The organism is Fundidesulfovibrio butyratiphilus, assembly GCF_054657235.1.
Genome location: NZ_BAAHXA010000001.1, coordinates 1,407,570 through 1,429,965, shown reverse-complemented (window position 1 = coordinate 1,429,965; position 22,396 = coordinate 1,407,570). Strand labels below are relative to the sequence as shown.

Here is a 22,396-nt window from a genome sequence, read left to right as displayed (position 1 = left end):
TCGCTCCGCCTTCTTTTGGTTCCTATTCGGCCCGGGGCGTGCTGTCGGGTTGGGCCGAGCGCATGCCGTTGATGAAGGCCACGCCGAGCTTGCTCATGAGTTCCTCCCAGGTGGAGGTCTCTTTCTTGGGGCCTTTGATGAGCGAGGGGTTTTTCTTGGTCACGCCGGTGAGTCTCTTGAGCTCGTCCAGGGCGTCTTCCTGGCCGCCGATCTTGTCCACCAACCCGGCTTCCTTGGCGGCGGCTCCGGTGAGGGCGCGGCCTTGCAGGGCGTCGATCTTGGACGGATCGAGCTTGCGGGCCCCCGCCACGTCGCCCACAAAGAGGGCGTGGAGCTGGCCGATCAGGTTTTCGATGTAGACCTTGTCCTCTTCGGTCATGGGCCGGTAGGGCGACCCGGCGTCCTTGAGCTTGCCGGTGGCGAAGTTGTGAAAGGTCAGGCCGATCTTTTCGGTGAGTCCGGTGACCGTGGTGTACTGGCTGCGCACGCCGATGGAGCCGGTCAGGGTGCCGGGCAGGGCGTAGATGACCTTGGCCGGGCAGGCTACGTAGTAGCCGCCCGAGGCGGCCACGGAACCGAACGAGGCGACCACGGGTTTTTTGGCGGCCAGGCGGGCCACGGCGCGGTTGATTTCCTGGGATGGGCCGAAGGCGCCGCCCGGGGAGTTCACGCGCAACAGCACGCCCTTGACCTTGTCGTTTTTGCGCAATTTGCGCAGAAAGGCGACCATGCGTTCGGAATTTTCGATGGCGCCTTCAACATAGACCACGCCGAGTTTTTCGGAATCCGGCCAGGCAAGGACTTCTTCGTCCCACGAAGTGGAGGACGAGGAAAAAAAGGCCAAGGCCCCCGTGGAGAGGGCCATGGCCGTAATGAGTATGCCGAAGAGGAACAGCACCGGATGGCGCTGCCGGAAACCGAGTTTCGGCGGCGTTTGATTACTGTTGAGCATCCTCTTCTTGCTTCTGGCGCAGCAGGTCGCCCAGGTTGGAGCCGACCTCGGGGCCGGAGGAACGGTAGTCCTTGGCCTTGCGCTTGTCTTCTTCGTCCTTGAGGGCCTTGATGGAAAGCCCCAGGCGGCGTTCGTCGGCGCTCACGTGGATGACGCGGGCTTCGATGGTGTCGCCTTCCTTGTAGAGTTCGGCCGGGGTCTTGACCTTCTTGCGGCTGATTTCGGAGACGTGCACCAGGCCTTCGATGCCTTCCTCGACCTCGACGAAGAGGCCGAAGTCGGTGATGTTGGTCACCAGACCCTTGACGGTGGCGCCAACGGGGTAGCTGGCGGGCACGTTGTGCCAGGGATCGTCGGCAAGCTGCTTGATGCCCAGGGTGAACTTTTCGTTCTGCTTGTCGACGGTGAGCACCTTGGCGCGCACCACGTCGCCCACCTTGTACATCTCGCCGGGATGGCGGACCTTCTTGGTCCAGGAGATGTCGGAGACGTGAATGAGGCCGTCGATGCCGTCTTCGATGCCGATGAAGATGCCGAATTCGGTGATGTTCTTGACGGTGCCTTCGAGCACGGCGCCTTCAGGATATTTTTCGGCCACGAGATCCCAGGGGTTGGGCTTGACCTGCTTCATGCCCAGGGAGATGCGCTTCTTCTCCTGGTCGACGCCAAGCACCACCACTTCGACCTCGTCGCCCACGTGGACCATCTGGGACGGGTGGCGCAGTTTGCGGGTCCAGCTCATCTCGGAGATGTGCACCAGACCCTCGACTCCGGGCTCGAGCTCCACGAACGCACCGTAGTCGACCAGGTTGGTAACCTTGCCGGTGAGGTGCTGTTCGACGGGGTACTTGCCCGCGATGTTCTGCCAGGGATCGTCGGTGAGTTGCTTCATGCCGAGCGACACCTTCTGCTTCTCCTTGTCGAAGGAGAGCACCTTCAAGGTGAGCTCGTCTCCCAGGGCGACCATTTCCTTGGGATGCTTGATGCGCTTCCAGGACATGTCGGTGATGTGCATGAGGCCGTCGAGTCCGCCCAGGTCGACGAACACGCCGTATTCGGTGATGTTTTTCACACGGCCTTTCACGGTCTGACCTTCTTCGAGGGTGGTGAGGAGGTCACGGCGCATGGATTCGCGGCGCTCTTCGAGCAGCACGCGACGGGAGACGATGACATTGGAGCGGCGACGGTTGATCTTGAGGACGCGGAATTCGAATTCCTTGCCCACCAGGGCGTCCATGTCGGGCACGGGGCGCAGGTCGACGTGGGAGCCGGGCAAAAAGGCTTCGACTCCACCCAGGTCCACGGTGTAGCCGCCCTTGATGCGCCGAAGGATGCGGCCCGTGATGATGTCGTCCCTGGCCTGCAGGTCTTCGAGCTTGTCGAAAAGCTGCATGCGCTTGGCGCGGTCGCGCGAGAGCTGGATGGTGCCCTCGGACTCGTTCTTGCCCACAACGTAGACGTCGATTTCGTCGCCCACGTTGACGGCCACGTTGCCCTCGGGGTCCGTGAATTCGGACACCGGGATCTGGCCTTCGGACTTGAAGTTCACATCGACGAGGATGTGCTCTTTGCCCACACGGACCACCACGCCTTTGGTGATGATGCCTTCTTCCAAGTCCCCGAAGTCTTCGTTGAGATAGTTCTCCAGGGCTGCTTCGAAGTTGACCTCCATGTCAGCGGCGTTAGAAAGTTGAGACTGGTCTTGAGAGTTGTCCATAGGTTTTGTTGACCTCCAACAGGATATTCCCTCGAAAAGGATTTCGCTCCCTAACAGACTCAGGCGTTTTTGACAACCCGCAAAAGCCAATACGCACGCCTTTTCGCAAGTATTTGAGACGTTTTACGGATAAGAAAAACATGAAACGCAGGGTTGACGGAGCCTTTGGAGGGTCTTGCCGGGAAGGCGCAAAAAGGAACGTTTCCGTGTCGATCCAGTGACGAAAGCGTTCCCGCGCACAAGTGTCGGACGACTTGCGCACAGCCGGTTCGGCGCGTCCATGCCGGGTGTGCGACGCGAAAACGAATATCGGCCGTCAGGCGCTTCGGGTCTCGATCCGGGCTTCAGGCCAGGGCCACCAGGTCGTAGGTCTTGGCCTCCTCCACCTGGGCCCGGACCAACGCTCCGGGCGCCACGCCGGGGCCGGACACGTAGGTCACTCCGTCCACGTCCGGGGCCTGGAACCAGGCTCGTCCCACGTGCAGGCCGGGCCATTCCGGGTGGGGAGCGTCCACCAGGACGTCGAGTTCCCGGCCTTCGAACCCGGCCAGCCAGTCGGCCGAAAGTTCGGACTGCGCGGCCATAAGCTCCTCGCGCCGGGCGCGGCGTTCGGCCGGGCGGACCTGTCGGGGCAACGTGGCCGCGGGCGTGCCTTCCTCGGCCTGGTAGGCGAAAACGCCCAGGTGCTGGAAGCGCGCCTGGCGCACGAAATCGAGCAGGAATTTGAAATGCCGGCGGGTTTCTCCGGGATAGCCCACGATCAGGCTCGTGCGCACCGCCGCCTCGGGAAAGGCGTCGCGGATGCGGTCCAGGACCAGCCTGGGGTCCTTGGCGAAAGGTCGGCCCATGGCGGCCAGCACGTCGGGGTGGGCGTGTTGCAGGGGCACGTCGAAATAGGGAACGAAAGCGGGACCGGCCTGCTTCAGAAAGTCCAGCAGGGCCTTGGTGATGCCCGCCGGATACAGGTAGAGCAGGCGCAGCCGGGACAGTCCCGACAGGGGGAGCAGCTTTTCGAGCAGGGAAGCCAAAGACCGCTTGGGGTCCATGTCTTGGCCGTAGGCGGTCAGGTCCTGGGCCACGAGGATGAGTTCCTTGCGGCCCGTGGCCAGGGCGTGTTCGGCTTGGCGGACCAGCTCCTCCTCCGGCGAACTCTTGAGCCGGCCCCGTATGGAGGGAATGGTGCAGAAGCGGCAACGGTGCCGGCACCCCTCGCTGATCTTGAGGTAGGCGTAGGAGGGCGGGGTGGAATAGAGCCGGCCCGGGCCGCAGGGGGTCAGGCCCAGAGCCTGGGCGATGCGTTCGGGCCACAGGTGCAGTTCGCGGGTGGAGAGCCACAGGTCCACCTCGGGGATTTCGGCGGCCAATTCGGCCCCGTAGCGGCTGACCAGGCAGCCCGTCACCGCCACCAGCGGCCTGGGCGAAGCCTTGGAGGCGTCGGCGATGGCTTCGAACACGGCGGCCAGGGATTCCTCCACGGCCGGACGGATGAACCCGCACGTGTTGACCAGAACGAGCCGGGCCTGGCTCGGCGAGTCCACGGGGACCGGGGTTCCCGGCAGCGCGCCGAGCATGGCCTCGGTGTCGGTCAGGTTCTTGGGACAGCCCAGCGAAACGGTATGGACGGGTATGTTCATGAGTGTTTGCTTCCCTCGCGTCGAAAGAGTATCAGCATTGTCCGCAAAGACAAATCCCGTCGTGAGAGGTCTTCTCGCCATGACAAAGCGTCCGCTTGCCGTCGCACTCCTCTTTTTGGTCCTGTTCTCCTCGTTCGCCCGCGCCGACGACGACACCTGGAAACTCATGCTCCAGAAGGACTTCGAGGAGCTTGAGTACATAAGCGACTACGTGGACGGGGTGATTCAGGCCATGAACCCCTTGGTCAAACAGGTCCGGCAGGATGTCGCCACCCAGCGCAAAAAGCTCGACGAACTCCTGATGTTGGCCAAGGTGAGCGGATCGAATCCGCTGGAGCTGAACTCCGTGGTGGCCGGGCTGGACATTCTGTCCGGCCAGGTGGGGCAGGCCGGCGGTCCGCTTCGGCAAGCCGCGGCCGAGTTCAAGCGCTTTCAGGACCGACTGGGCGAGCTCGAAACCGAATTCACCCCCCAGGCGGCCGAGGCCCCCTCGCCGGAGTTGGCCAAGTCCCTGGCGGACCTGTTGGGCGACCTGCGCAAGCTCAAGGTCAAGCTGGCCCGGGCCAAGACCGTCCTGGACCAGGGTCTGGGACCGACGCGGGACCTGGAAAACGCCATCGCCCGCTCGGCCAAGGGGATAAGCGACCGCCTGCCCAAGGCCCGGCACGACTACTACCTGGCTTCGGGCCGGAGTCTGATCTCGGTCCAGGCCTGGACGGACGCGGTGCAACGTCTGTCCGATCTGCCCAAGTTCCTGGTCATGTACACCAACCTGTTCGACAGTGGCCGCGAGAAGCTGCTGGGTGCCTTGTGGCGTCTCGTGGGGCTTTCCGTGGTCCTTATCGGAGCCGGATACCTGGCGCTGCGCCGGCTGCGTTCGCGTCTGCCGTGGCTCGCGCCGGTTTCGCGCCCCATGGCGTGCCTGGTGTGGGCCAGCCTGGCGGCGGCGGTGAGTTGGGCCGCTTCCGGGCCGGGATTCGTGCTCGTGCGCTCGGTCACCGGAGCCGTGGCCGAAATTCTGCTGGCCAGGGCCATGCTCAGTCTGGCCTGGTTCCTGCGCGGGCTCCAGTTGGGCGAGAAGGCGCAGGGCAAAAACGCCGTGGTCATGTCCTGGTGGGTGTTTTCCCTCGCGGTGTTTCTGCAACTGCCCTGGCTGCCCCAGGCCCTTCGGGGAACCCTGTGGGTGGTGGCCATGCTGGGCCTGGGCCTGTGGAGCAAACGCCGCTACCGGGGCCCAAGCGCGAGCGCCGTGGAGGCCGTCGCCAAGCAGAGCGGTTGGGTCATGCCCCTTCTGGCGGTTCCGGCCCTGTTCGGCTGGCTGAATCTGACCCTGCTCGTGGCCATGGGGTGGTTTCTGATCCTGGTTTTTCTGCAAACCGGGATCGCGGCGAGCGAGTTGCTCATCCGGTGGCTGGACAAACCTCGTGAAAGCTCCACCCAGGCCGCGTTGTGCGCCCTGGGCGAAGGCCTGACCCCGCCGGCCGTGGGCATTGTGATGTTCGGCCTGGCCACGGGCTGGCTGTGCTCCAACCTGGGGGGATTCGCCACCTTCGCGGCCGTGCTGGATTTCGACCTGGGTCGGGGCAACCTGAGCATCGACCTGGGACGCCTGGCCGCTATCGTGTTGGGGTTCTGTCTGGCCAGGGCCCTTTCCCGGCTGGCGGACAGCGTGATCTTGCAATTGCCCTCCACGCACCCGGAAATGGAAAAGGGCGTGGCCAACCTGCTCGACACCATTTCCACCTACGTGGTTTGGGGCGGGTTCGCCATTTCCAGCCTCTATCTGGTGGGGGCCGACTTCACGAGCCTGGCGGTTGTGGCCGGCGGCCTTTCCGTGGGCATCGGCTTTGGCATGCAGCACATCATCAACAACTTCATCAGCGGGCTCATTCTGCTCTTCGGCCGTTCCATCCAGGCGGGCGACACTCTGCAAATCGGCGAGATCTGGGGCGTGGTCACTCGGGTGAACATCCGCAATACCGTGGTGCAGACCGTGGACAACGCCACGCTCTTCGTGCCCAACTCCGAACTGATCGCCCAGAAGATCATCAACTGGTCCCACCACGACCGGCGGGTGCGCAGAAGCGTGGACGTGAGCGTGCCCTACGGAGCCGATACCGTCAGGGTGCAGGACCTTCTGCTGCTGGCGGCCAAGAGCCATCCCCACGTGCTGGTCGATCCCAAACCCGGCGTGGTCTTCGCCGCGTTCGGGGAGGGCGGAATCCTGCGCTTCAAGCTGCTTCTCTGGATCGACGACGTGGACAACGCCGGGCGCACCTGCTCGGACGTGCGCCTGAAAGTGGAGCACCTTTTTCGGGAAAACGGGCTGGCCATTTCCTCCTAGGCGGACGTTCGCGAAATATCTCTTCGCGGCCCCTTGGGGAACCTGGAGAAAACCGCTACATTGGTCCACATGACAGAACACCCCTCCCGTTGCGCCGAACAGGGCCTGCTCGTGCGGGTCCTCGACCTGTTGCCCGACGGCTACATCCTGCTCGACAGGGAAGGCCGCGTGGTCGAAGCGAACCGGGTCGCCTTGGACCAGGCATCGGCCCGCAGGGAAGACTGGATCGGCAAACCCTGCTGCGACGTGCTGGCCGACCTGGAAAACGTGTGCGAATTGCCCCTGTGCGCCCCCAGTCCCTGCCCCCAGCCCAAAGGCAAGGACGCGTCGGCCGAGTCCGCGCCGGCCGAGTCCGCGGTGGAGACGCCGCTTGGCAAGGTGCAAACCCTGGTGGACGGTTCGGGGCGCATGCGCTACTTCCGGGTCGACGTCTATCCGGTGTGCGACGACCAGGGCGGGATCACCCACACCCTGGTGGCGCGTCACGACGTCACGTTGCGCACCGCCATGGAACGCCGCCTGGAACAGGCCGAAAAATTGGCCGCCATCGGGGAACTTTCCACCTACATTTCCCACGAGATCAGAAATCCCCTGTTCGCCATCGCCGGTTTCGCCAACTCCCTGCTGCGCAGCTCCAACCTGGGCGACAGGGATCGGGAGAAGGTGGGCATCATCCTGGCCGAGTCCAACCGGCTGGACAAGGTGCTCAAGACGCTCTTCGACTTCACCCGTCCCACCCAGGGCGAACAGGGCGAGGTGGACGTACCGGCTCTGGCCCGTCAGACCCTGGACATCATGAACCTGGGGTTCGAAAACAAGGGGGTGTCCGTGAGCCTTGAGGCCGCCCCCGACCTCCCGCTGGGCCGGGCCGACCCGGAATTGGTCAAACAGTGCCTGATCAACCTGCTCAAGAACTCCCTGGAGGCCATGTCTTCGGGCGGGCGTGTCACCGTGCGTTGCCTGCGCCGCCGCGACATGGTGGCTCTGGAGGTCGAGGACACGGGGACGGGCATTGCGCCGGATATCTTGGGTCAAGTGTTCAACCCCTTCTTTTCCACCAAGGACAAGGGCGCAGGCCTGGGCTTGGCCATGACCAAGAAGATCCTCGACGACCTGGGCGGCGAGGTGGAATTGGAAAGCATACCCGGCAAGGGGACCGTGGTTCGCCTTATTCTGCCGCCCGTGGAGGGCGAGACCGCGCCGGCGGCCAAGGCGCCGCCCAGGCACGACGCGATCTGGCGGGCCGGAAACGATTCCGAAAAGGAGAACGCATGATTCGAGTGGTTCTGGCCACCCGCAACCAGGGCAAAGTGCGCGAGCTGCGCGCCCTCACCGAGGGCATGGGCCTGGATATCGTCGGCCTGGACGCCTTCCCCGAGGTGGGGGAGGTCGAGGAAACCGGAGAGACCTTCCTCGAAAACGCCTTGCTCAAGGCCCGGGCCGTGCGCCAGGCCACGGGACTTCTGGCGCTGGCCGACGACTCCGGCCTGGCCGTGGACGCTCTGGGCGGTGCGCCGGGCGTGCGATCGGCCCGTTTTGCCGGCGAAAAAGCCTCCGACGCCGACAACAACGCCAAACTGCTCTCCGCCATGGCCGACGTGCCGGACGGCAAGCGGACCTGCCGCTTTGTCTCGGTGGTGGCGGCCTGCGCACCGGACGGACGCGAGCTCGTGGCCGAAGGCGCCTGGGAAGGCGCGGTCGCTCGCGAACTCAAGGGACAGGGCGGCTTTGGCTACGATCCCCTCTTCGTGGACACGGCCTCGGGCCGCACCGCCGCCGAGCTTACCCCCGAGGAAAAAAACGCCCGGAGCCACAGGGGCCAAGCCCTGGGCCGCCTGCTGGCGCGGTGGAGCGAGGTGCTGGGATAGGCGGGCGCAAGGGCGCGAGGAATAACGAAGAACCCTCCGGTGGCCAGGGGCGCCGTCCCGAAAACGACTCCGAAAAAAATTTTGTGCCTTTCAGCCCCCGCGCATTCCGCGCGTCTTGGGCCGCGGCGCGGGCGGAGGCGGCGCGCCACGCCCATGGGGTTTTCAAAGGGGGTCACCCCCTTTGACCGCCGGAGGCGTTCTTCGACCCGTTTGACCTGGGCACGCACGGAACGCCCCGATTCCGGGTTGCAACAATCATCTCCACGCCCGCGCGGGCGTGTTCGAGCGAGGAAAGATTATGGCCGAAGACAAGAAAGACAAATGGCTGGGCTACGTGGCCATGACGAGCATCATTTTTGCGGTGTGCGCCACGCTCTCCACCTTCAAGGGCGGTCAGTTCTCCACCCGCACGGTGCTCGGCCAGTCCAAGGCGGCCAATCTTTGGGCATATTACCAGGCCAAGGGGCTCAAGGGCTACATCCACGAGATGCAGAAGGACAACCTCGAGATGGAGCTGTTTCTGAGCCAGGACAAGACCGGGGCCAGACAGGAACTCTACCGCAGCAAAATCGCCGGCTACGACGACAAGATCAAGAAATTCGAGGAGCAGAAAAAGGAGATCGAGGCCCAGGCCCGGGCCGAGGAAGCGGCCATCGTCAAGACCCAGGCCCACTCGGCGAGCTTCGGCATGGCCGTGATATTTTTGCAGATCGCCATCCTGCTCTCTTCCATCTCGGCCCTGATGAAAAAAATAGGAATTTGGTACGCCAGCGTGGGCGTGGGCGTGGTGGGCATCGTGTATTTCGTCAACGGCTTCACGCTGTTTTTCTAAACGCGCCCGGCTCTCAAGGGGAACGACGCATGAGCGCTCGCGAGCAAGTCGACCGCCAGCCCGCGCCGGGGGCCGTCGATGAGACACGGGATGGGGCGGGCGGACATGGCTGCGAAAAGTCCTCGGCCCAGGCCGTGGAGCGCCTGGCCCGGACCCTGGCCGCGGTTCTGGAACAGGGTCTGCCCCAGGAGCGCGGCATGCTCGACTACGCGGCCCAGACCCACGGCGTCACCGACCTTGATGGGCTGGCCGAGCTGGTGCGCGACCGCGACGACGCCTGTGCCGGGCCGCTCTTTTGCCTGCTGTTGAGCCCCGGGCCGGTCACCCTTCGCCAGGTCGAGCCCCTGCTGGCGGAACTGCGCCTGGACGAGGCCCAGACCCGGGAAGCCGCCGAACGCCTCGAACATGTGGCGCGCTCGGCGGCGTTCGTCCTGCCCGGCGGACGCACGTTGTGGGCCGGACTGGAGCCCGGCGACGCCCGGACCTTCGTGGCCGCCCTGCGCCCGGGCCACAACGCTCCCGATCCTGTGGAGCGGGTCCTGGGCGTCAGCTACCGGGATACCGACGCCCTGGACCTGCGGGTGGCCCTGCGCCAGGCGGGCCTGGACTGGACTCCGGAGCGCGCGGCCTTTGTCGCCGCCGTCCTGGAGGGCCTAGTCCACGCCCCCGAATTGGCCGGTCCGACCTTGGACTGGGCGCTGGGATTTTTGTCCACCGTCCCTCCGCAGGGCGATGTGGAGACGGCCCTGGCCGAGCGCCGTCGCACGCTCGCGACCCTGCTTGGCCGCGCCGCCGCGACGGACGCCCTGTGGGCCAGGAACACCTTCGAAACCATGGCTTCGCAAGGGGCCAGGCCTCCCCATCTGCACGCCCCGGATTTGCGCCGCGAGTTGGCCCTGCTGGACCGTGCCGCCAACGCCTCCGGCCTGGACGCCGGCCGTGGCGCGGCCGTGCTCGAAGAGGACCTGGGCGACTGCCAGGACCCTGACGCCCTGCTGCGCCTGCTGGGAGGCTAGGGGCGGGGCGCGCCTGTTCGGCGGCTGTGGAGCGCGTACAGCCGTTTGAACCTGGAGTTTTCCGGCATGGCGGAAAGCCCTTGCAGATACGGAAAGTCGGCTTCGGGACCGGCCGGCAAGCTTGCCGCGTCGAGTGCGTAGCAGCGGGCGATATCGAAGAGCAGAAGCCGACACGGCATGTCCTTGCGGTCAAGCAGGCCAAGGTTTTTGGCGGTGGACACAAGCAGGAACAGCAGGAACGTGTCGCCGCCCACTGGGTCGCTGGACCACTGAAAATTGCATCAGCCCGGATTTGGCGGACGTTTGACCAAGGCCGCTCGAAGGGCTTCAGGCTCGTGGTCCCAAGGCTCGGCCGGGGATTGTTCTTCTGTTTGAGTGGCCTGGGTGGCCGCCATGACCTTGTCGTAGGTGACGGCTTCGGCGCGGGCGGACGGGGTGAAGGCGAGCGCGGCCAGCAGGCAGGCCAGGCACGTGATCGGGAGGTGGCTGTCCATGCGGGCTCCGTTTTCAACTCCGCGCGTGCTGCAAACACCCGTCCCTCAACCCAACCAAACCTAAAGTTTTTTGGAGATGGGGGGGTGGGGGAAGGGCCTTTTGTTCACAAAAGGTCCTTCCCCCAATTCGTTTTGTTGGGTCTTCAGGCTCGTCTGGAAGGATGCAACGCGCCGGACGATTTCCGGCGACGCCGGGGTGGGTCAGGCGCTGGGGTGGACCCCATTGAAGCGGATGGAAAGAATTTCGTAGTGGATCTTGCCACGCGGGGCGTCCACGACGATTTCGTCGCCTTCCTCCTTGCCCAGAAGCGCCCTGGCCACGGGCGAGAGGATGGAGATGGACCCCTTGGACGGGTCGGCCTCGTCGGGTCCCATCAAGGTGAAGGTCTTGACCTCGTGGGTGTTGATGTCCTCGATTTCGACCGTGGCCCCGAAGGTGACGATTTCGCCGTCCAGGGTCTTGAGGTCGATGACGTTGAAGCGGGGCATGCGCGACTGGATGTAGTTGATGCGGGCTTCCAGCATGCCCTGGCGTTCGCGGGCGGCCTCGTAGCCGGCGTTTTCGCGCAGGTCGCCCTCTTCGCGGGCTTCGGCGATGGCCTGAATGACCGCGGGGCGTTCCTTCTTGAGTTCTTCGAGTTCGTTTTTCACGCGCTCGAAACCTTCGACGGAAATGGGAATGCTGTCCATGGCGTAGTCCTCGAAGGGCGGTTGCCGCCCGTGCAAAATGATGGAGCCTGGAAACGGGGAGGCCCGTATCCAGGCAGCATGGGAATTTGGTAGAACATCGCGGCTCCCTGGTCAAGGGGGAGGGGGCGCTTGAAGTCCGGGGCCGGCTTGGCTAGACTGGCAAAGCTCCTCTTGCGGCCCGTCCGGGGCGCGCGGGGAGAAATACGCCCCTCAAAGGCCAACCATGAACGGTTCCGATACCCCCCGGGCGCGTAAAGCGCCCACTAATGCCGCCACTCTCGAGCGTCTGCGCCAGATTCTGGCTCTCAGACATCTGCTCGAACCGGAAATCGCCGCTCTGGCCGCTTCCAACGCCACGGACCAGGACATCCGGCGCATCCGCACCATCTACGACCGTCAGGCGGAAAGCGCCCAGCGCGGTGAAGACGCGGCCGAAGACGACGCCCACTTTCACCTGGCCCTGGCCAGGGCCTCGAAAAACGAGGTCTTTCGCGAAGTGGTGGCCGTGCTCTACGACATGCTGGCCGAAACCCGGGCCGAAGGACTGCGCAGTCCCGAGCGCGACCGCCTTTCCCTGGCCGGACACGAAGCCGTGGTGGCGGCCCTGGAAAAACGCGATCCCCAGGCCTGTCGCCAGGCCATGGACAGCCACCTCAAGTCTTTGGAAACGCGTTTGCTTTCTCACTCGTGAGGCGTCCTCGGGCCACGGCCAGGGCGATCTCCCGGCTGGCCAGGGCCGGGTCCTTGGCCGAGCAGATGGCCGAAACCACGGCCACGCCCATGGCCCCTGCCTCCACGGCCCGGGCCGCGTTCGACGCCTGACAGCCGCCGATGGCCACCACGGGCAAATGCGTTGCGGCCACGATTTCGGCCAGCCCCCGGGGACCGAACACCGCCTTGGCGTCGGCCTTGGTGGCCGTGGGATATACCGGCCCGGCCCCAAGGTAGTCCACGGGCATGTCGCGCGCCGCAACGGTTTCTTCCAGAGTGCTCACGGAAAGTCCGAGAATGGCCTCGGGGCCGAGCAGTTCGCGCGCGGTGAGGGGATCCAGATCGTCCTGCCCCACGTGCAGGCCGTCGGCTCCGCAGGCCAGGGCCACGTCCAGGCGGTCGTTGACGAGAAGCGGCACGCCCAGCGGGCGCAACATGGCGACCAGGGCGCGGGCCATCTCCACAAACGGACGGGTGGCCAGGGCCTTTTCCCGCAGTTGCACCATGGTCGCCCCGCCCGAAGCGGCGGCGCGGACCACGTCTTCGAGCGGCCGGCCCAGGCACAGGGCCTGGTCGGTCACCAGATAGACCCCCAGATCAAAGCGCCTGGTCATGGCGGACCACCGTGGGTGCATGGGTTCGGTCCCCGGTCGGGTCCAGGGCGTACACTTGGTCGAGAAAAGCGATCTGGAGCGATCCCGGTCCCTTGGCCCGGGCGGCCGCTTCGGCTCCGCACCAGCTCATGACCGTCATGGCCTGGGCCACGGCCTTCAGGGGGTCGGCGGTCACGGCCAGAAAGGCCCCGATCACGGCCGTGGCCGCGCACCCCATGCCCGTGACCTTGGTCATGAGGGGGTGCCCGCCGGTTATGGCGTAGCCGGTCCGGCCGTCGGTGACGAAATCCACATCCCCGCTCACGCAGACCACGCAACCCAGACGGGCGGCCAGGGCTTTTGTCGCTGGCGCGGCCTGGAGGCTTTCGTGGGCGCTGTCCACTCCCTTGGAGAGCGCGTCGTCCCCGGCCAGGGCCATGATTTCCGAGGCGTTTCCCCGCACGGCGGCCAGGGGGCGCGCCGTCACGCGCGCGGCCAGATCGCGCCGCAGGGCCGTGGCGCCGCAGGCCACGGGGTCGAACGCCACGGGGACGCCGGCCAATCGGGCCGATTCCTGGGCGGCGGCCATGCTGGCCGCGTAGTCCCGGGCCGGGGTGCCCATGTTGAGCACCAGAGCCCCGGCCAGGGCGGCCAGGTCGGCGGCGTCTTCGGGCGCGTGGCTCATGGCGGGCGAGGCCCCGAGGGCCAGCAGGACGTTGGCGGTGAAGTTGGTGACCACGTTGTTGGTGACGTTGACCACCAGCGGGGCCTTGGCCCGCAATTCGGACAGGGAGTCGGCCAGAGAGGCGTAAAACGACGTCATGGGTGGGCTCTCCTCGGTTCGCGGCCGAGGAGGGGGCGGGGCGGCCCCGCGTCCGAATTCCCTCCGGCGGCGGAAACCGCATCAGGTTCCATGGGTGTGATTTCGGTTTCGACCCGGCCGGAAAACTCCACGCGGATCGGGCGAAAACCTATACCCGGCCGTGCGCCTTGGCAAGACGGCCCGGCGCTCCCGGACGACCGTCACGGCGTGGTTTGGGCGGGGTTTGGAATCGGCGCGACGCAACGCCCATGCGTCAGGCGTTGCGTCTATCGATTGTCGCGGAAGCGAAGCGCGTGGCCGCGGGAGGTGACGGGCTGGTATTTATGCAAAAAATGGTCCTATGTATGCACGGCGCGGATTACGGCTTTGGCGCGGAAAAGGAAAAAAATGTCCATATCTCGAACTGTTGCGTGTAATACGTTGAAATTCAAAGAGAAAAAATGAATATTCGGGGGTAAAGGGCGCCGACGACCTGCCGATAGGGAAAGTGAACACTTTGCCCGGAGCCGAACGTGAACAGTCCAGCCGATTTCCCCCTCGATTCTCGCCCCCAGCCCGCCGACGAAAGCGTCGAAGATCGGGCCCGGCGCGTGGCCGAGATCAAGAAGCTGGTGCAGTCCGGCAAGTACAGGGCGGACAGCCGCGAGATTCTCTTCAACATGATGAAGACCGCCACCTGAAGCGTTTGGCCGTCGCGCCGCGTGGGCGCGCTTTCCCCTTCGTTCCCGCCCGTTTCGTTCCGCCCGCTTGACTTTCTTCCCGCATCCGCTCACCGTCAGCGCTGTGGACAAACCACGACACGTCAACCAGGAGTACTGTCATGGCTGAAGTTTATGTCGAACAGGAAGAGTGCATGGGATGTGAATCCTGCGTCGAGTTGTGTCCGGCCGTTTTTTCGATGAACGACGACGGCAAAGCCGAGGCCGTAAACGGCATCAATCCTCCGGATTGCGCCCAGGAAGCCGTGGACGCCTGCCCGGCCGAATGTATCCACTGGAAGGATTAACCGTTGCTTTCCGACCCGATCACCACGGAAAGGCATCTGCTGGTCACCGTGTCCGACGACGGCCGGGCGCTTACCGGATTACGGTTCGTGCACGACTTCTTCCAACACAAGGACAACCTGCGCTTGACGCTTTTTTCCGTGGAGCCGGGGCGTTGCGACGACGCAAGCCTGCCGGACCCGGTGGTGCGTTCGCACGGCCGGGCTCCGGCCTTTGCCCCGAACGGGGGACGGTCCAAGGTGTTGCTGGAAGCCGGAAAATGGCTGGAGGACATGGGCTTTCCCCCCGATCGGGTGGAGCTCAAGAGCCATCCTTCGAAACTGGGCCCGGTCAAGGACATCGCCGAAGAGGCCGAAAAGGGCTTTTACGACGCGGTGGTGCTGGGCCGGCGAGGGCTCACCTGGTTCAACGAACTTTTCGCCGACAGCGTTACCCATCGCCTGCTGTGGGAGGCCGTTTCCTTCCCCCTGTGGGTCTGCCGCAATCCGGCCCGGCGGCGCTCGGGCGTGCTCTTGTGCGTGGACGGCTCCGAACCCAGCCTGCGCGTGGCCGACCACGTGGGGTTTATCTTGCGCGGCCAGCCCGAACATACGGTCACGGTTTTCCAGTGCATGTCCGGGGCGCGCGGAGAACGCGCGGACGTGGAGGACTCCCTGTCCAGGGCCGGGGAAACGCTTTTGGAAAACGGCGTGGAAGCCGAGCGCATCGCCTATCTGGCCAAGACATGCTCCAGTCCGGCCGACGCCATTCTGAACGAAGCCAAACACGGGGCCTACGCCGCCGTGGCCATTGGCCGCAGCTCCGGGCGGCCCAGCGCTCTGACCAACATTTTTGGCTCCACCAGCCTCAATTTGTTGCGCAATCTGGAAGGCTCGGCGCTCTGGCTTTCGAAATGACGCGCAGCGCATGCTTTGACTTTCGCCGCAAAAGCGGCCACATTTCCTCTCTTCGCGCAAACACCGCGCCGCCCGGCCCAGCGTCGGACGGCATCCAGGCAAAAGGCAAGGCATGAAACGCAAATTCGTTTTTCTCGTGGCCGACGGCATGGGCGGTTGGCCCCTGGAGGAACTGGGCGGCAAGACCGTCATGGAAGCCGCCGACACCCCCCGCATGGATTTCATGGCCAGAAGCGGCCTGTGCGGCCTGGCCCGCACCGTACCCCGGGGCATGCCGCCGGGATCGGACGTGGCCAACATGTCCTTGTTGGGCTTTAATCCGGCACGGTTTCACACCGGGCGCGGCCCCATCGAGGCGGCGGCCCAGGGGCTCGTTCTCGGACCCGAGGACGTGGTCTGGCGGTGCAACCTGGCCCGGGTGAGCGCCCTGGACCCGAGCGGGGTCATGCTCGACTACTCTTCCGGCCACATCTCCACGGCGCAGGCCGCGCCTCTGGTGGAGCGCCTTTCGGCCATGGCCGCCGGCTCGGCTTTCGAATTTCACCTCGGGGTGCAGTATCGCCACCTGCTCGTGATGCGCGGCGGCGCCGGCAGCCCGGACGCGGCTTCGGCCCTGCGCCCGCCGCACGACATCACCGGCCAGTCCATCGCGCCGGACCTGGAGGCCCTGGAGGCCTGCCCGGCCCTCAAGCCCCTGGTGTACGACGCCCAGGCCCTGCTGGCCGATGCGCAAAATGCCACCCCGGCCAACACCATCTGGCCGTGGGGACAGGGGCGGGCCCTGACCCTGCCCGATTTCGTCGGGGAGCGCGGGTTGCGCGGGGCCGTGGTCTCGGCCGTGGACCTTATCCGGGGCCTGGGTCGCGCCGCCGGAATGGCCGCTCCCGAGGTGGAAGGGGTCACCGGCCTGCTCGACACCAATTACGAGGGCAAGGTCCAGGCGGCCTTGGATTTTCTCCGGGACGGGGATTTCGTGTTCGTGCACGTGGAGGCCCCGGACGAATGCGGCCATGCCGGAAACGTGGCCGACAAGCTCGAGGCGGTCCGACGGTTCGACGAACGCGTGGTGGCCCCCCTGCTTCGGGCTTTGCCCGACGCCGTGTTTCTGGTCACCTGCGACCATCTGACCCCCATTGCCAGGAAGACCCACGTGGACGACCCCGTGCCTTTCGTCCTGTGGGCCGAGGGCCTTGGGTCCAACGGGGCCACGGCCTTTAGCGAATCCCAAGCGGGCGCCACGGGCCTGGTGCTGGAGCGCGGCCACGACCTGTTGTCCTGGGCCCTGGAGAAGACGCAAGGAGCGCTATGAAACCGGGCGAACCGTTCCCCGAAAAGGACAGCTGGTTCGATCTGCATGTTTCCTACGGCGAGACCGACGCCATGGGCGTGGTCTATTACGGCAACTATCCCCACTGGTTCGAGAGAAGCCGAGGCAAGTTCCTGCGCGACAGGGGCATGTCCTACGCGGACGTGGAAAAACGGGGCGTGCTCCTGCCCGTGCGTGAAATGACCGTTCGGTATCTGCATTCGGCCCGTTACGACGAGCATATCCGGGTGCGCACGGGCATATCCGTCTGGGGGCGGGCCTCGGTGGTGTTTGTCTACGAGGTGTATGGCCCGCCGGACGCCTCGCGCCTGATCTGCCTCGGCAGCACCCAGCACGCCTGCGTCAGCCCGGAAGGGCGTCCCGTGGCCGCTCCCCAGTGGCTCAAGGAGGCTTGCGGAACTTGAGACTCGACTTTCACACCCATGTCTATCATCCCGCCGTGGCCGCCAAGGTGCTCAGCGCCGTTACCAACTACTACGGGGTCAAACCCACGGGCACCGGCCTGGCCGACGACCTGGAAGACTGCCTGGACCGCGCCGGCCTGGACGGAGCCGTGGTCCACGTGGCGGCCAAGGGACCGGCCCAGGTCATTCCGGCCAATAACCTGGCCATCGCTCTGGATCGCGAGCACGTGCAGTTCCACTGCTTCGGCACCCTGCACCCGCGTTTCGCCAACTTCGAGGCCGAACTCGATCGGTTGGAGCGGGCGGGCATCCTGGGCCTGAAGTTCGTGGGCGGCTACCAGGAGTTCCTCCTGGACGATCCGGGCCTCATGGCCATTCTGGAGGCCGCCGTGGGGCGGTTCGTGGTGCTCTTCCACGCGGGCGGACAGGGCGGGGAGCCGCGCAAGCTGGCCGCCATCCACAAGGCCCTGCCCGATCTGACCATGGTCTGCGCCCACCTGGGCGGGGTCTGGCAATGGGACGAGGCCATCGAACACCTGGTGGGCACCGGCGTCTATCTGGACAGCTCCTCGGTCCTGCATTCCATCACCGACGAGCAACTCTTCGCCATCTGGAACGGGCATCCCAGGGAGCGCATCTTCTACGGCAGCGACTACCCGTTCTTCGATCCCGAGCGCGAATACGTCGGCCTGGTGCAGCGCCTGAAGCCCTCGGACCACGACCTGATCAACCTGCTCACCGGCGCGTCGCGCCTGCTCGGTCTGTCCCGGTAGATGATCCCGGCCGGACTTTAGGGCTTGAGCGCCTGGAGAAAGGCCTTGGAACAGCACAGATCCTGGTCGGAGAGATCCTTCCAGCGCGGGGCGAGTCGCTCTCTGGGGATTCCCGGCAGCGTCTCCCTGAACAGGGCCAGGGGCTTGAATCCGTAGCGAAGCGTAAGGGTTTCGTAGGTCGAGCAGGGTTGCCTGTTGAGCAAAAACGTCCTGTGTCCCACGATCAGACGCCACATCCACTCCGGTATGGCCCAGTGCCCGTTCCATTGAGTGCATAGCTTGTGACAGCGCAGGTCGATGTCATGGGACATCAGGCCGCCGGGCTTGAGCCAGCGGCGACAACTGGCGAAGACCATGTCCAGGTCCTCCACGTGCTCGAGCACCGCATGGGACAGCACCATGTCCGCGAAGTTCTCCGGCACCACGTCCGCGCTTTTCCAGGGGGCGACGTAACGCAGCATGCCCGTGTCGGCGCGTCCCTTGGCCAGGGCGGCGACATGCTCGCGGATGTGGGCCAGTCGCTCCCGCGCCAGGCACGCGGCCAGGTGTTTTTCGCTGAGAATGCGGTGGGGAAAACGCCGTTTGTCCAGAAAGTCGTCGTAGTCCGGCCAGTCCGTCCGGGGGCGTCCGGTCCTGTTTTTGTAGAGTTCCACCAGGGCGTCGAACAGTTTGAGGCATCCGCTGGTGTCGGCGTGTCGGGCGATGTCCACGCCGACGTAGGTCTTCACTCCGCTGATCAGGGCCGCGAATCCCACGCCGAGCGAGTCTCCGTGTCCCAGCTCGACCAGAGTCTCCGGGATGGTCGTCCAACCGCTCCGCCAGGCCAGGCTCAGGTGTTTCAGCCACACGTTGTAGCAGGCCCTGGGGTCGTTCCCCGAGCCGACCTTGCGCCGGGGAAGGAGAAATCGCGACCCGGGCAGATAGGAAACCAGGCCTCGAACGAACGGCTTCAGACGAATGAGCATGGGCGCCTCCAAGATCCGAGAGCGGTGTCGACGTGGCGCTGGCGCAGGTCGACGCCGGAAGGCGAATCCTTGCGGTATGCCTGTGAGCTTAACAGGAAAAACGGACACAACGCAACGGGCGCGGTCTTTGTGTTGGCGCGCGGGAGCGGTTTGTCGCGCGCCGGCGAAAGGGCGCGGCGCGCGTGGCCTTGTCGCTGGGGAAGGGAAGCCCGCGCGTCGGCTTGTGGCGGACGCCACGCTAGAGGCTGATGCCGAACTCCCGGCTGAGGGTGGTGAAGTCGTCCGGGCGGCGGCGGATGAAGTCCTCTTCCCAGGCGAGCACCTGCCGGGTCAGGGCGGTGAGCAGGGCCGGCCGCAGGGCCGGAAAGCTGTCGCAGGCCTTGTTCAGGGCCTCTCCGGTCACGGTGAGGGTGATCAGCTCCGTGGCGGCCCGCACGGTGAACAGGTTGGTTCCGCCCACGGCCAGCACCAGGGCTCCGAAGTTGTCGCCGGGACCCAGTTCGCGCACCGGGACCGGCCTGGCGCCGAGTTCGCGCACGGCCAGGGCGCGGCCGCGCCGCAGGTGGTGGAACGCCCTGGCGTCTTGCCCCTGGACGGCCAGGGTTTGTCCCTCGGCGTAGCTTTCGACTTGGGACAGATAGGCGAGAAGCTTGAGGGCTTCCGGCGGCGAACCGGCGAAAATCGGCAATCCCCGCAAGATGTCCAGGTGTTCGCTGTAGGCGCAGGCCATGTTTCCGGTCTCCCGGGACACGGCGGCGTCAGGTGCCGGATTTGGCGCCTGTGACGAGTTCATGGAGCACCCCCTTGGCGGCCATGAGCGTTGCGTAGTCCCCCACTTCCACGATTCGTCCGGCCTTCATGACGGCTACCTTGTCGTAGCCCTTGATGGTGTCCAGACGGTGGACCACGGCGATGGCCGAAGCCTTGCCCTTCCATTTGCTTTCCAACAGATTCTGCACGCGGGCCTGGGAGGCGTTGTCCAGGGCCGAGGTGGCCTCATCGAGCAGGAGCAGTGGCGGGCGGCGCAAAAAGACGCGGGCCAGGGCCACTTTCTGGCGTTGTCCGCCCGAGAGGCGGTCGCCCTGCACGCCCACCGAGAAATCCAGCCCCAGTTCCACGATGCGTTCGAGCATGTCTTCTTCGATCAGCAGCATGACGATGGTCTGGTTGATGCGCTCCTGGTCGGCCGGGTTGTCGCTTTTGAGTTTGCCAAAGAGAATGTTGTCCAGCAAGGTGTGGGAATGGATGTATTCCTCGCGCCGGTAGAAGCTCACCGCGCCGGGTGCGTGTTCGGCGATCCAGCGGGCGAAGGCGGCCCGGCCTTCCAGCACCGCGCGTTCGGCGACCTCGGACAGCGCGGCCAGGGTGTGGCGGGCCGGCACGAAACGCAAGGCCAGGGTGACCAGCCGACGCCGGTCGTCGTCGCTGAGCGTGGAGGCGTCGCGGTCCAGGCGCATGGCCAGGGCCGCGTAGTCTTCGAATTCCTCGGGCTCCATGGGGGTCTTGTCGAAAAACGACGGGTCCCGGCTGGGCACGTTGCGCAGGATGTCCACGGTGCGCCAGGTGAGCAGGCGTCCCAGTTCGAGCAGGGGATCGGCCAGCCCCGCCTGTTCGAGAAATTCGAGAAAGTGGCGGTTGCAGGGCAGGTTTTCCGGTAAAAAGGCGTCGTCCTCCGGGCTGCCGAACACGATGTTGGCCGCCAGGCTGGAGTGATGCAGGTAGCGGTCCTCGTCGAAGAACTCCACCAGGCCGGCCAACTCTTCGGCCCGGGTGTGGGCGTAGGACTTGCGGATGCGGATGATCTTCTTGACCAGATGTTCCTTTTTGCCCTTGCGGAACACCGTGTTCAGGCCGAAGCGCAAGACGTCGAGAAACAGGCCCACCTGTTGGGTGACTTCGATGAGGCGGTCCAGGCTGGGGCGCACGCTCTCGAACTCGACGCCCTGGGCCACGGCCTGGGCTTGGACTCCGTAGAGCAGGTTGTCCTCTATGGACCCGTCGAACACGAAGGGCCGTTGGGGCACGTAGCCCATGTTGGCCGCAACGTCGTACTTGGTCATTTCCACCACGTCATGGCCGCCCAACTTGGCCTTGCCGCGCTGGTAGCGAAGAATCTGGGCCAGGCACAGCACCAGGGTGGACTTGCCCGATCCGGAAAAACCCACCAGCGCCAAGTGCTGGCCGGGCTCGACGACAAGGTTCGCCCCGGAAAGCAACGTGGCCCCGCCGGGTACGGTGACGATCAGGTCTTCCACGTTCACGGACCCGTCCAGGGCCAGGGGGGGGCGGGGCTCGGCCGGGGCCAGGGCGAATTCGCAGTCCTCGGCGAAGTATTCCATGACCCGGTTGTAGCTGACCTTGGCGTCCTGGTAGGTCTGGAAGAAGTCGATGATTTCCTTCCAGGGGTCGTAGAGCTTTTCGTTGGCCGAGAGAAAGGCCACCAGCGCGCCCAGGTCCAGGCGGCCGTTTATGGCCAGGTAGCCGCCCACCAGAAAGAGCAGGAACGGTCCCAGGGCCTGGAAGAAGTTGTTGGTGTTCTTGACCGCGAACTTCCAGAGGTTCCAGCGCAGGCGGATGCGGAACTGCCGGTCCGTTATTTCGGAAAAGCGTTGGTTTTCCACCCCGAAGGAGGCGTTGGCGTGGATTTCGTGCACGCCGGACACGGTTTCGCCGATGCGTGTGGACATGGCCCGCCCCGCGTCCACGCGTTTTCGGTTGGCGGCGTTGACGCGCTTTTGCATCATGGGCACGAACACCAGGGCCAGGGGGTAGATGGCCATGGAGATGCCGGCCAGCAGGGGGTTCAGGTAGAAAAGGTATCCGGCGAAGGCCAGCAGGGTGAGCAGATTGGTCACGGGCACGGCGATGGACTGGCCTACGAAGTCGCCCACCGTGGCCACCTCGGTGACCAGCGAGGACACGATCATGCCCGGGGAGGCCTTGCGGAAGAACCCGATGGGCAGGGTGAGAATGTGGGCGTAGAGTTTTTTGCGTATGTCGGCCAGGGATTCCTGCCCGATGTAGGCCTGGAGCGAGTTGATGACGAACTTGAGCGTCGAGGCCGACACCACGGCCGCCAGGTAGTAGGCGCAGTAGGTGACCAGCAGATGGACCTTGTGTCCGCCGATGGCCTCGTTGACGATTTTTTTCTGCATTTCCAGGGGAAACACCCGCACCGCCACCGTGACCACGATGACCCCGAGCAGCAGCGCCTGGAGTTTGAGATTGCTGGTGAGCACCCAGGAAAACAGGGAGCGCTCGTAGATCCTTTGGGGCGGCTTGAAGAAAGGGGACATGGCGTTTTCTGGGGTTGGGGTTGGCGCGGGGTCCTTGTGCCCAGAAATTTGCGGTTT

The 22,396-nt window shown here is 65.1% G+C and carries 23 protein-coding genes; 12 read left to right on the top strand and 11 right to left on the bottom strand.

Features of this window, described 5'->3' with window-relative positions:
* Nucleotides 1-22 precede the first annotated feature (22 nt).
* The 3 genes from sppA to rimO form a co-directional block, all read right to left on the bottom strand.
* On the bottom strand, nucleotides 23-952 hold the full coding sequence (sppA, locus tag ACYQ01_RS06780; RefSeq protein WP_459933071.1) for a signal peptide peptidase SppA: 930 nt from the start codon (nucleotides 950-952) through the stop codon (nucleotides 23-25).
* Complete coding sequence (locus tag ACYQ01_RS06775; RefSeq protein WP_459933070.1) at nucleotides 939-2,669, bottom strand: 30S ribosomal protein S1; 1,731 nt, start codon at nucleotides 2,667-2,669, stop codon at nucleotides 939-941. Before ACYQ01_RS06775 ends, sppA begins: the two co-directional genes overlap by 14 nt.
* Before the next feature lie 344 nt (nucleotides 2,670-3,013).
* Complete coding sequence (gene rimO, locus ACYQ01_RS06770) at nucleotides 3,014-4,303, bottom strand: 30S ribosomal protein S12 methylthiotransferase RimO (RefSeq protein WP_459933069.1); 1,290 nt, start codon at nucleotides 4,301-4,303, stop codon at nucleotides 3,014-3,016.
* A 79-nt stretch (nucleotides 4,304-4,382) separates the two neighbouring features.
* Between rimO and ACYQ01_RS06765 the strand changes: the two genes are divergently transcribed.
* The 5 genes from ACYQ01_RS06765 (at nucleotide 4,383) to ACYQ01_RS06745 (ending at nucleotide 10,363) form a co-directional block, all read left to right on the top strand.
* Nucleotides 4,383-6,647 carry a mechanosensitive ion channel family protein gene (locus ACYQ01_RS06765; RefSeq protein WP_459933068.1) on the top strand — a complete coding sequence of 755 codons (2,265 nt, stop codon included), beginning with the start codon at nucleotides 4,383-4,385 and terminating at the stop codon, nucleotides 6,645-6,647.
* Nucleotides 6,648-6,716: 69 nt separating this feature from the next.
* A complete protein-coding gene (locus ACYQ01_RS06760; RefSeq protein ID WP_459933067.1) occupies nucleotides 6,717-7,922 on the top strand; it encodes a two-component system sensor histidine kinase NtrB in 1,206 nt (401 codons plus the stop codon).
* Nucleotides 7,919-8,515 carry an XTP/dITP diphosphatase gene (locus ACYQ01_RS06755; protein ID WP_459933066.1) on the top strand — a complete coding sequence of 199 codons (597 nt, stop codon included), beginning with the start codon at nucleotides 7,919-7,921 and terminating at the stop codon, nucleotides 8,513-8,515. Before ACYQ01_RS06760 ends, ACYQ01_RS06755 begins: the two co-directional genes overlap by 4 nt.
* A gap of 298 nt (nucleotides 8,516-8,813) precedes the next feature.
* Entirely contained in the window at nucleotides 8,814-9,347 is a 534-nt protein-coding gene (locus ACYQ01_RS06750; protein WP_459933065.1) for a DUF4337 domain-containing protein, read from the top strand.
* A gap of 29 nt (nucleotides 9,348-9,376) precedes the next feature.
* The gene (locus tag ACYQ01_RS06745) at nucleotides 9,377-10,363 is read left to right on the top strand and encodes a hypothetical protein (protein ID WP_459933064.1); all 987 of its coding nucleotides are present in this window, start codon (nucleotides 9,377-9,379) and stop codon (nucleotides 10,361-10,363) included.
* On the opposite strand, the gene ACYQ01_RS06740 is transcribed toward ACYQ01_RS06745, so the two are convergent.
* The 3 genes from ACYQ01_RS06740 to greA form a co-directional block, all read right to left on the bottom strand.
* Entirely contained in the window at nucleotides 10,360-10,617 is a 258-nt protein-coding gene (locus ACYQ01_RS06740) for a hypothetical protein (RefSeq protein WP_459933063.1), read from the bottom strand. The genes ACYQ01_RS06745 and ACYQ01_RS06740 overlap by 4 nt on opposite strands.
* A gap of 27 nt (nucleotides 10,618-10,644) precedes the next feature.
* A complete protein-coding gene (locus ACYQ01_RS06735; RefSeq protein ID WP_459933062.1) occupies nucleotides 10,645-10,857 on the bottom strand; it encodes a hypothetical protein in 213 nt (70 codons plus the stop codon).
* 201 nt (nucleotides 10,858-11,058) lie between these two features.
* On the bottom strand, nucleotides 11,059-11,547 hold the full coding sequence (greA, locus tag ACYQ01_RS06730) for a transcription elongation factor GreA (protein WP_459933061.1): 489 nt from the start codon (nucleotides 11,545-11,547) through the stop codon (nucleotides 11,059-11,061).
* A gap of 223 nt (nucleotides 11,548-11,770) precedes the next feature.
* On the opposite strand from greA, the gene ACYQ01_RS06725 reads away from it, so the two are divergent.
* A complete protein-coding gene (locus ACYQ01_RS06725; RefSeq protein WP_459933060.1) occupies nucleotides 11,771-12,238 on the top strand; it encodes a FadR/GntR family transcriptional regulator in 468 nt (155 codons plus the stop codon).
* On the opposite strand, the gene thiE is transcribed toward ACYQ01_RS06725, so the two are convergent.
* Entirely contained in the window at nucleotides 12,201-12,872 is a 672-nt protein-coding gene (gene thiE, locus ACYQ01_RS06720; protein ID WP_459933059.1) for a thiamine phosphate synthase, read from the bottom strand. The genes ACYQ01_RS06725 and thiE overlap by 38 nt on opposite strands.
* Nucleotides 12,856-13,674, bottom strand: a complete 819-nt coding sequence (gene thiM / locus ACYQ01_RS06715; RefSeq protein ID WP_459933058.1) for a hydroxyethylthiazole kinase — start codon at nucleotides 13,672-13,674, stop codon at nucleotides 12,856-12,858. The genes thiE and thiM overlap by 17 nt, the downstream gene beginning before the upstream one ends.
* A 512-nt stretch (nucleotides 13,675-14,186) precedes the next feature.
* Here thiM and ACYQ01_RS06710 point away from each other — a divergent pair.
* The 6 genes from ACYQ01_RS06710 to ACYQ01_RS06685 all read left to right on the top strand — a co-directional run bounded on the left by ACYQ01_RS06710 (nucleotide 14,187) and on the right by ACYQ01_RS06685 (nucleotide 18,078).
* Nucleotides 14,187-14,354: a flagellar biosynthesis anti-sigma factor FlgM gene (locus tag ACYQ01_RS06710; protein WP_459933057.1), complete on the top strand. Its 168-nt coding sequence runs from the start codon at nucleotides 14,187-14,189 to the stop codon at nucleotides 14,352-14,354.
* 140 nt (nucleotides 14,355-14,494) lie between these two features.
* Nucleotides 14,495-14,680 (top strand): ferredoxin, encoded by a 186-nt coding sequence (locus ACYQ01_RS06705; RefSeq protein ID WP_459933056.1) that lies wholly within the window; start codon nucleotides 14,495-14,497, stop codon nucleotides 14,678-14,680.
* Nucleotides 14,681-14,683: 3 nt separating this feature from the next.
* A complete protein-coding gene (locus tag ACYQ01_RS06700; protein WP_459933055.1) occupies nucleotides 14,684-15,574 on the top strand; it encodes a universal stress protein in 891 nt (296 codons plus the stop codon).
* A gap of 112 nt (nucleotides 15,575-15,686) precedes the next feature.
* Nucleotides 15,687-16,883, top strand: coding sequence for a cofactor-independent phosphoglycerate mutase (locus ACYQ01_RS06695; RefSeq protein ID WP_459933054.1), 1,197 nt, complete (start codon nucleotides 15,687-15,689; stop codon nucleotides 16,881-16,883).
* On the top strand, nucleotides 16,880-17,305 hold the full coding sequence (locus ACYQ01_RS06690) for an acyl-CoA thioesterase (protein WP_459933053.1): 426 nt from the start codon (nucleotides 16,880-16,882) through the stop codon (nucleotides 17,303-17,305). Before ACYQ01_RS06695 ends, ACYQ01_RS06690 begins: the two co-directional genes overlap by 4 nt.
* Entirely contained in the window at nucleotides 17,302-18,078 is a 777-nt protein-coding gene (locus ACYQ01_RS06685; RefSeq protein WP_459933052.1) for an amidohydrolase family protein, read from the top strand. Before ACYQ01_RS06690 ends, ACYQ01_RS06685 begins: the two co-directional genes overlap by 4 nt.
* 17 nt (nucleotides 18,079-18,095) lie before the next feature.
* On the opposite strand, the gene ACYQ01_RS06680 is transcribed toward ACYQ01_RS06685, so the two are convergent.
* From ACYQ01_RS06680 to ACYQ01_RS06670, 3 genes are all read right to left on the bottom strand, one after another.
* A complete protein-coding gene (locus tag ACYQ01_RS06680; RefSeq protein ID WP_459933051.1) occupies nucleotides 18,096-19,043 on the bottom strand; it encodes a methyltransferase domain-containing protein in 948 nt (315 codons plus the stop codon).
* Between the two features lie 238 nt (nucleotides 19,044-19,281).
* Entirely contained in the window at nucleotides 19,282-19,773 is a 492-nt protein-coding gene (locus ACYQ01_RS06675) for a Crp/Fnr family transcriptional regulator (RefSeq protein WP_459933050.1), read from the bottom strand.
* Between the two features lie 28 nt (nucleotides 19,774-19,801).
* Nucleotides 19,802-22,339 (bottom strand): ABC transporter ATP-binding protein/permease, encoded by a 2,538-nt coding sequence (locus tag ACYQ01_RS06670; protein WP_459933049.1) that lies wholly within the window; start codon nucleotides 22,337-22,339, stop codon nucleotides 19,802-19,804.
* Nucleotides 22,340-22,396 lie beyond the last annotated feature (57 nt).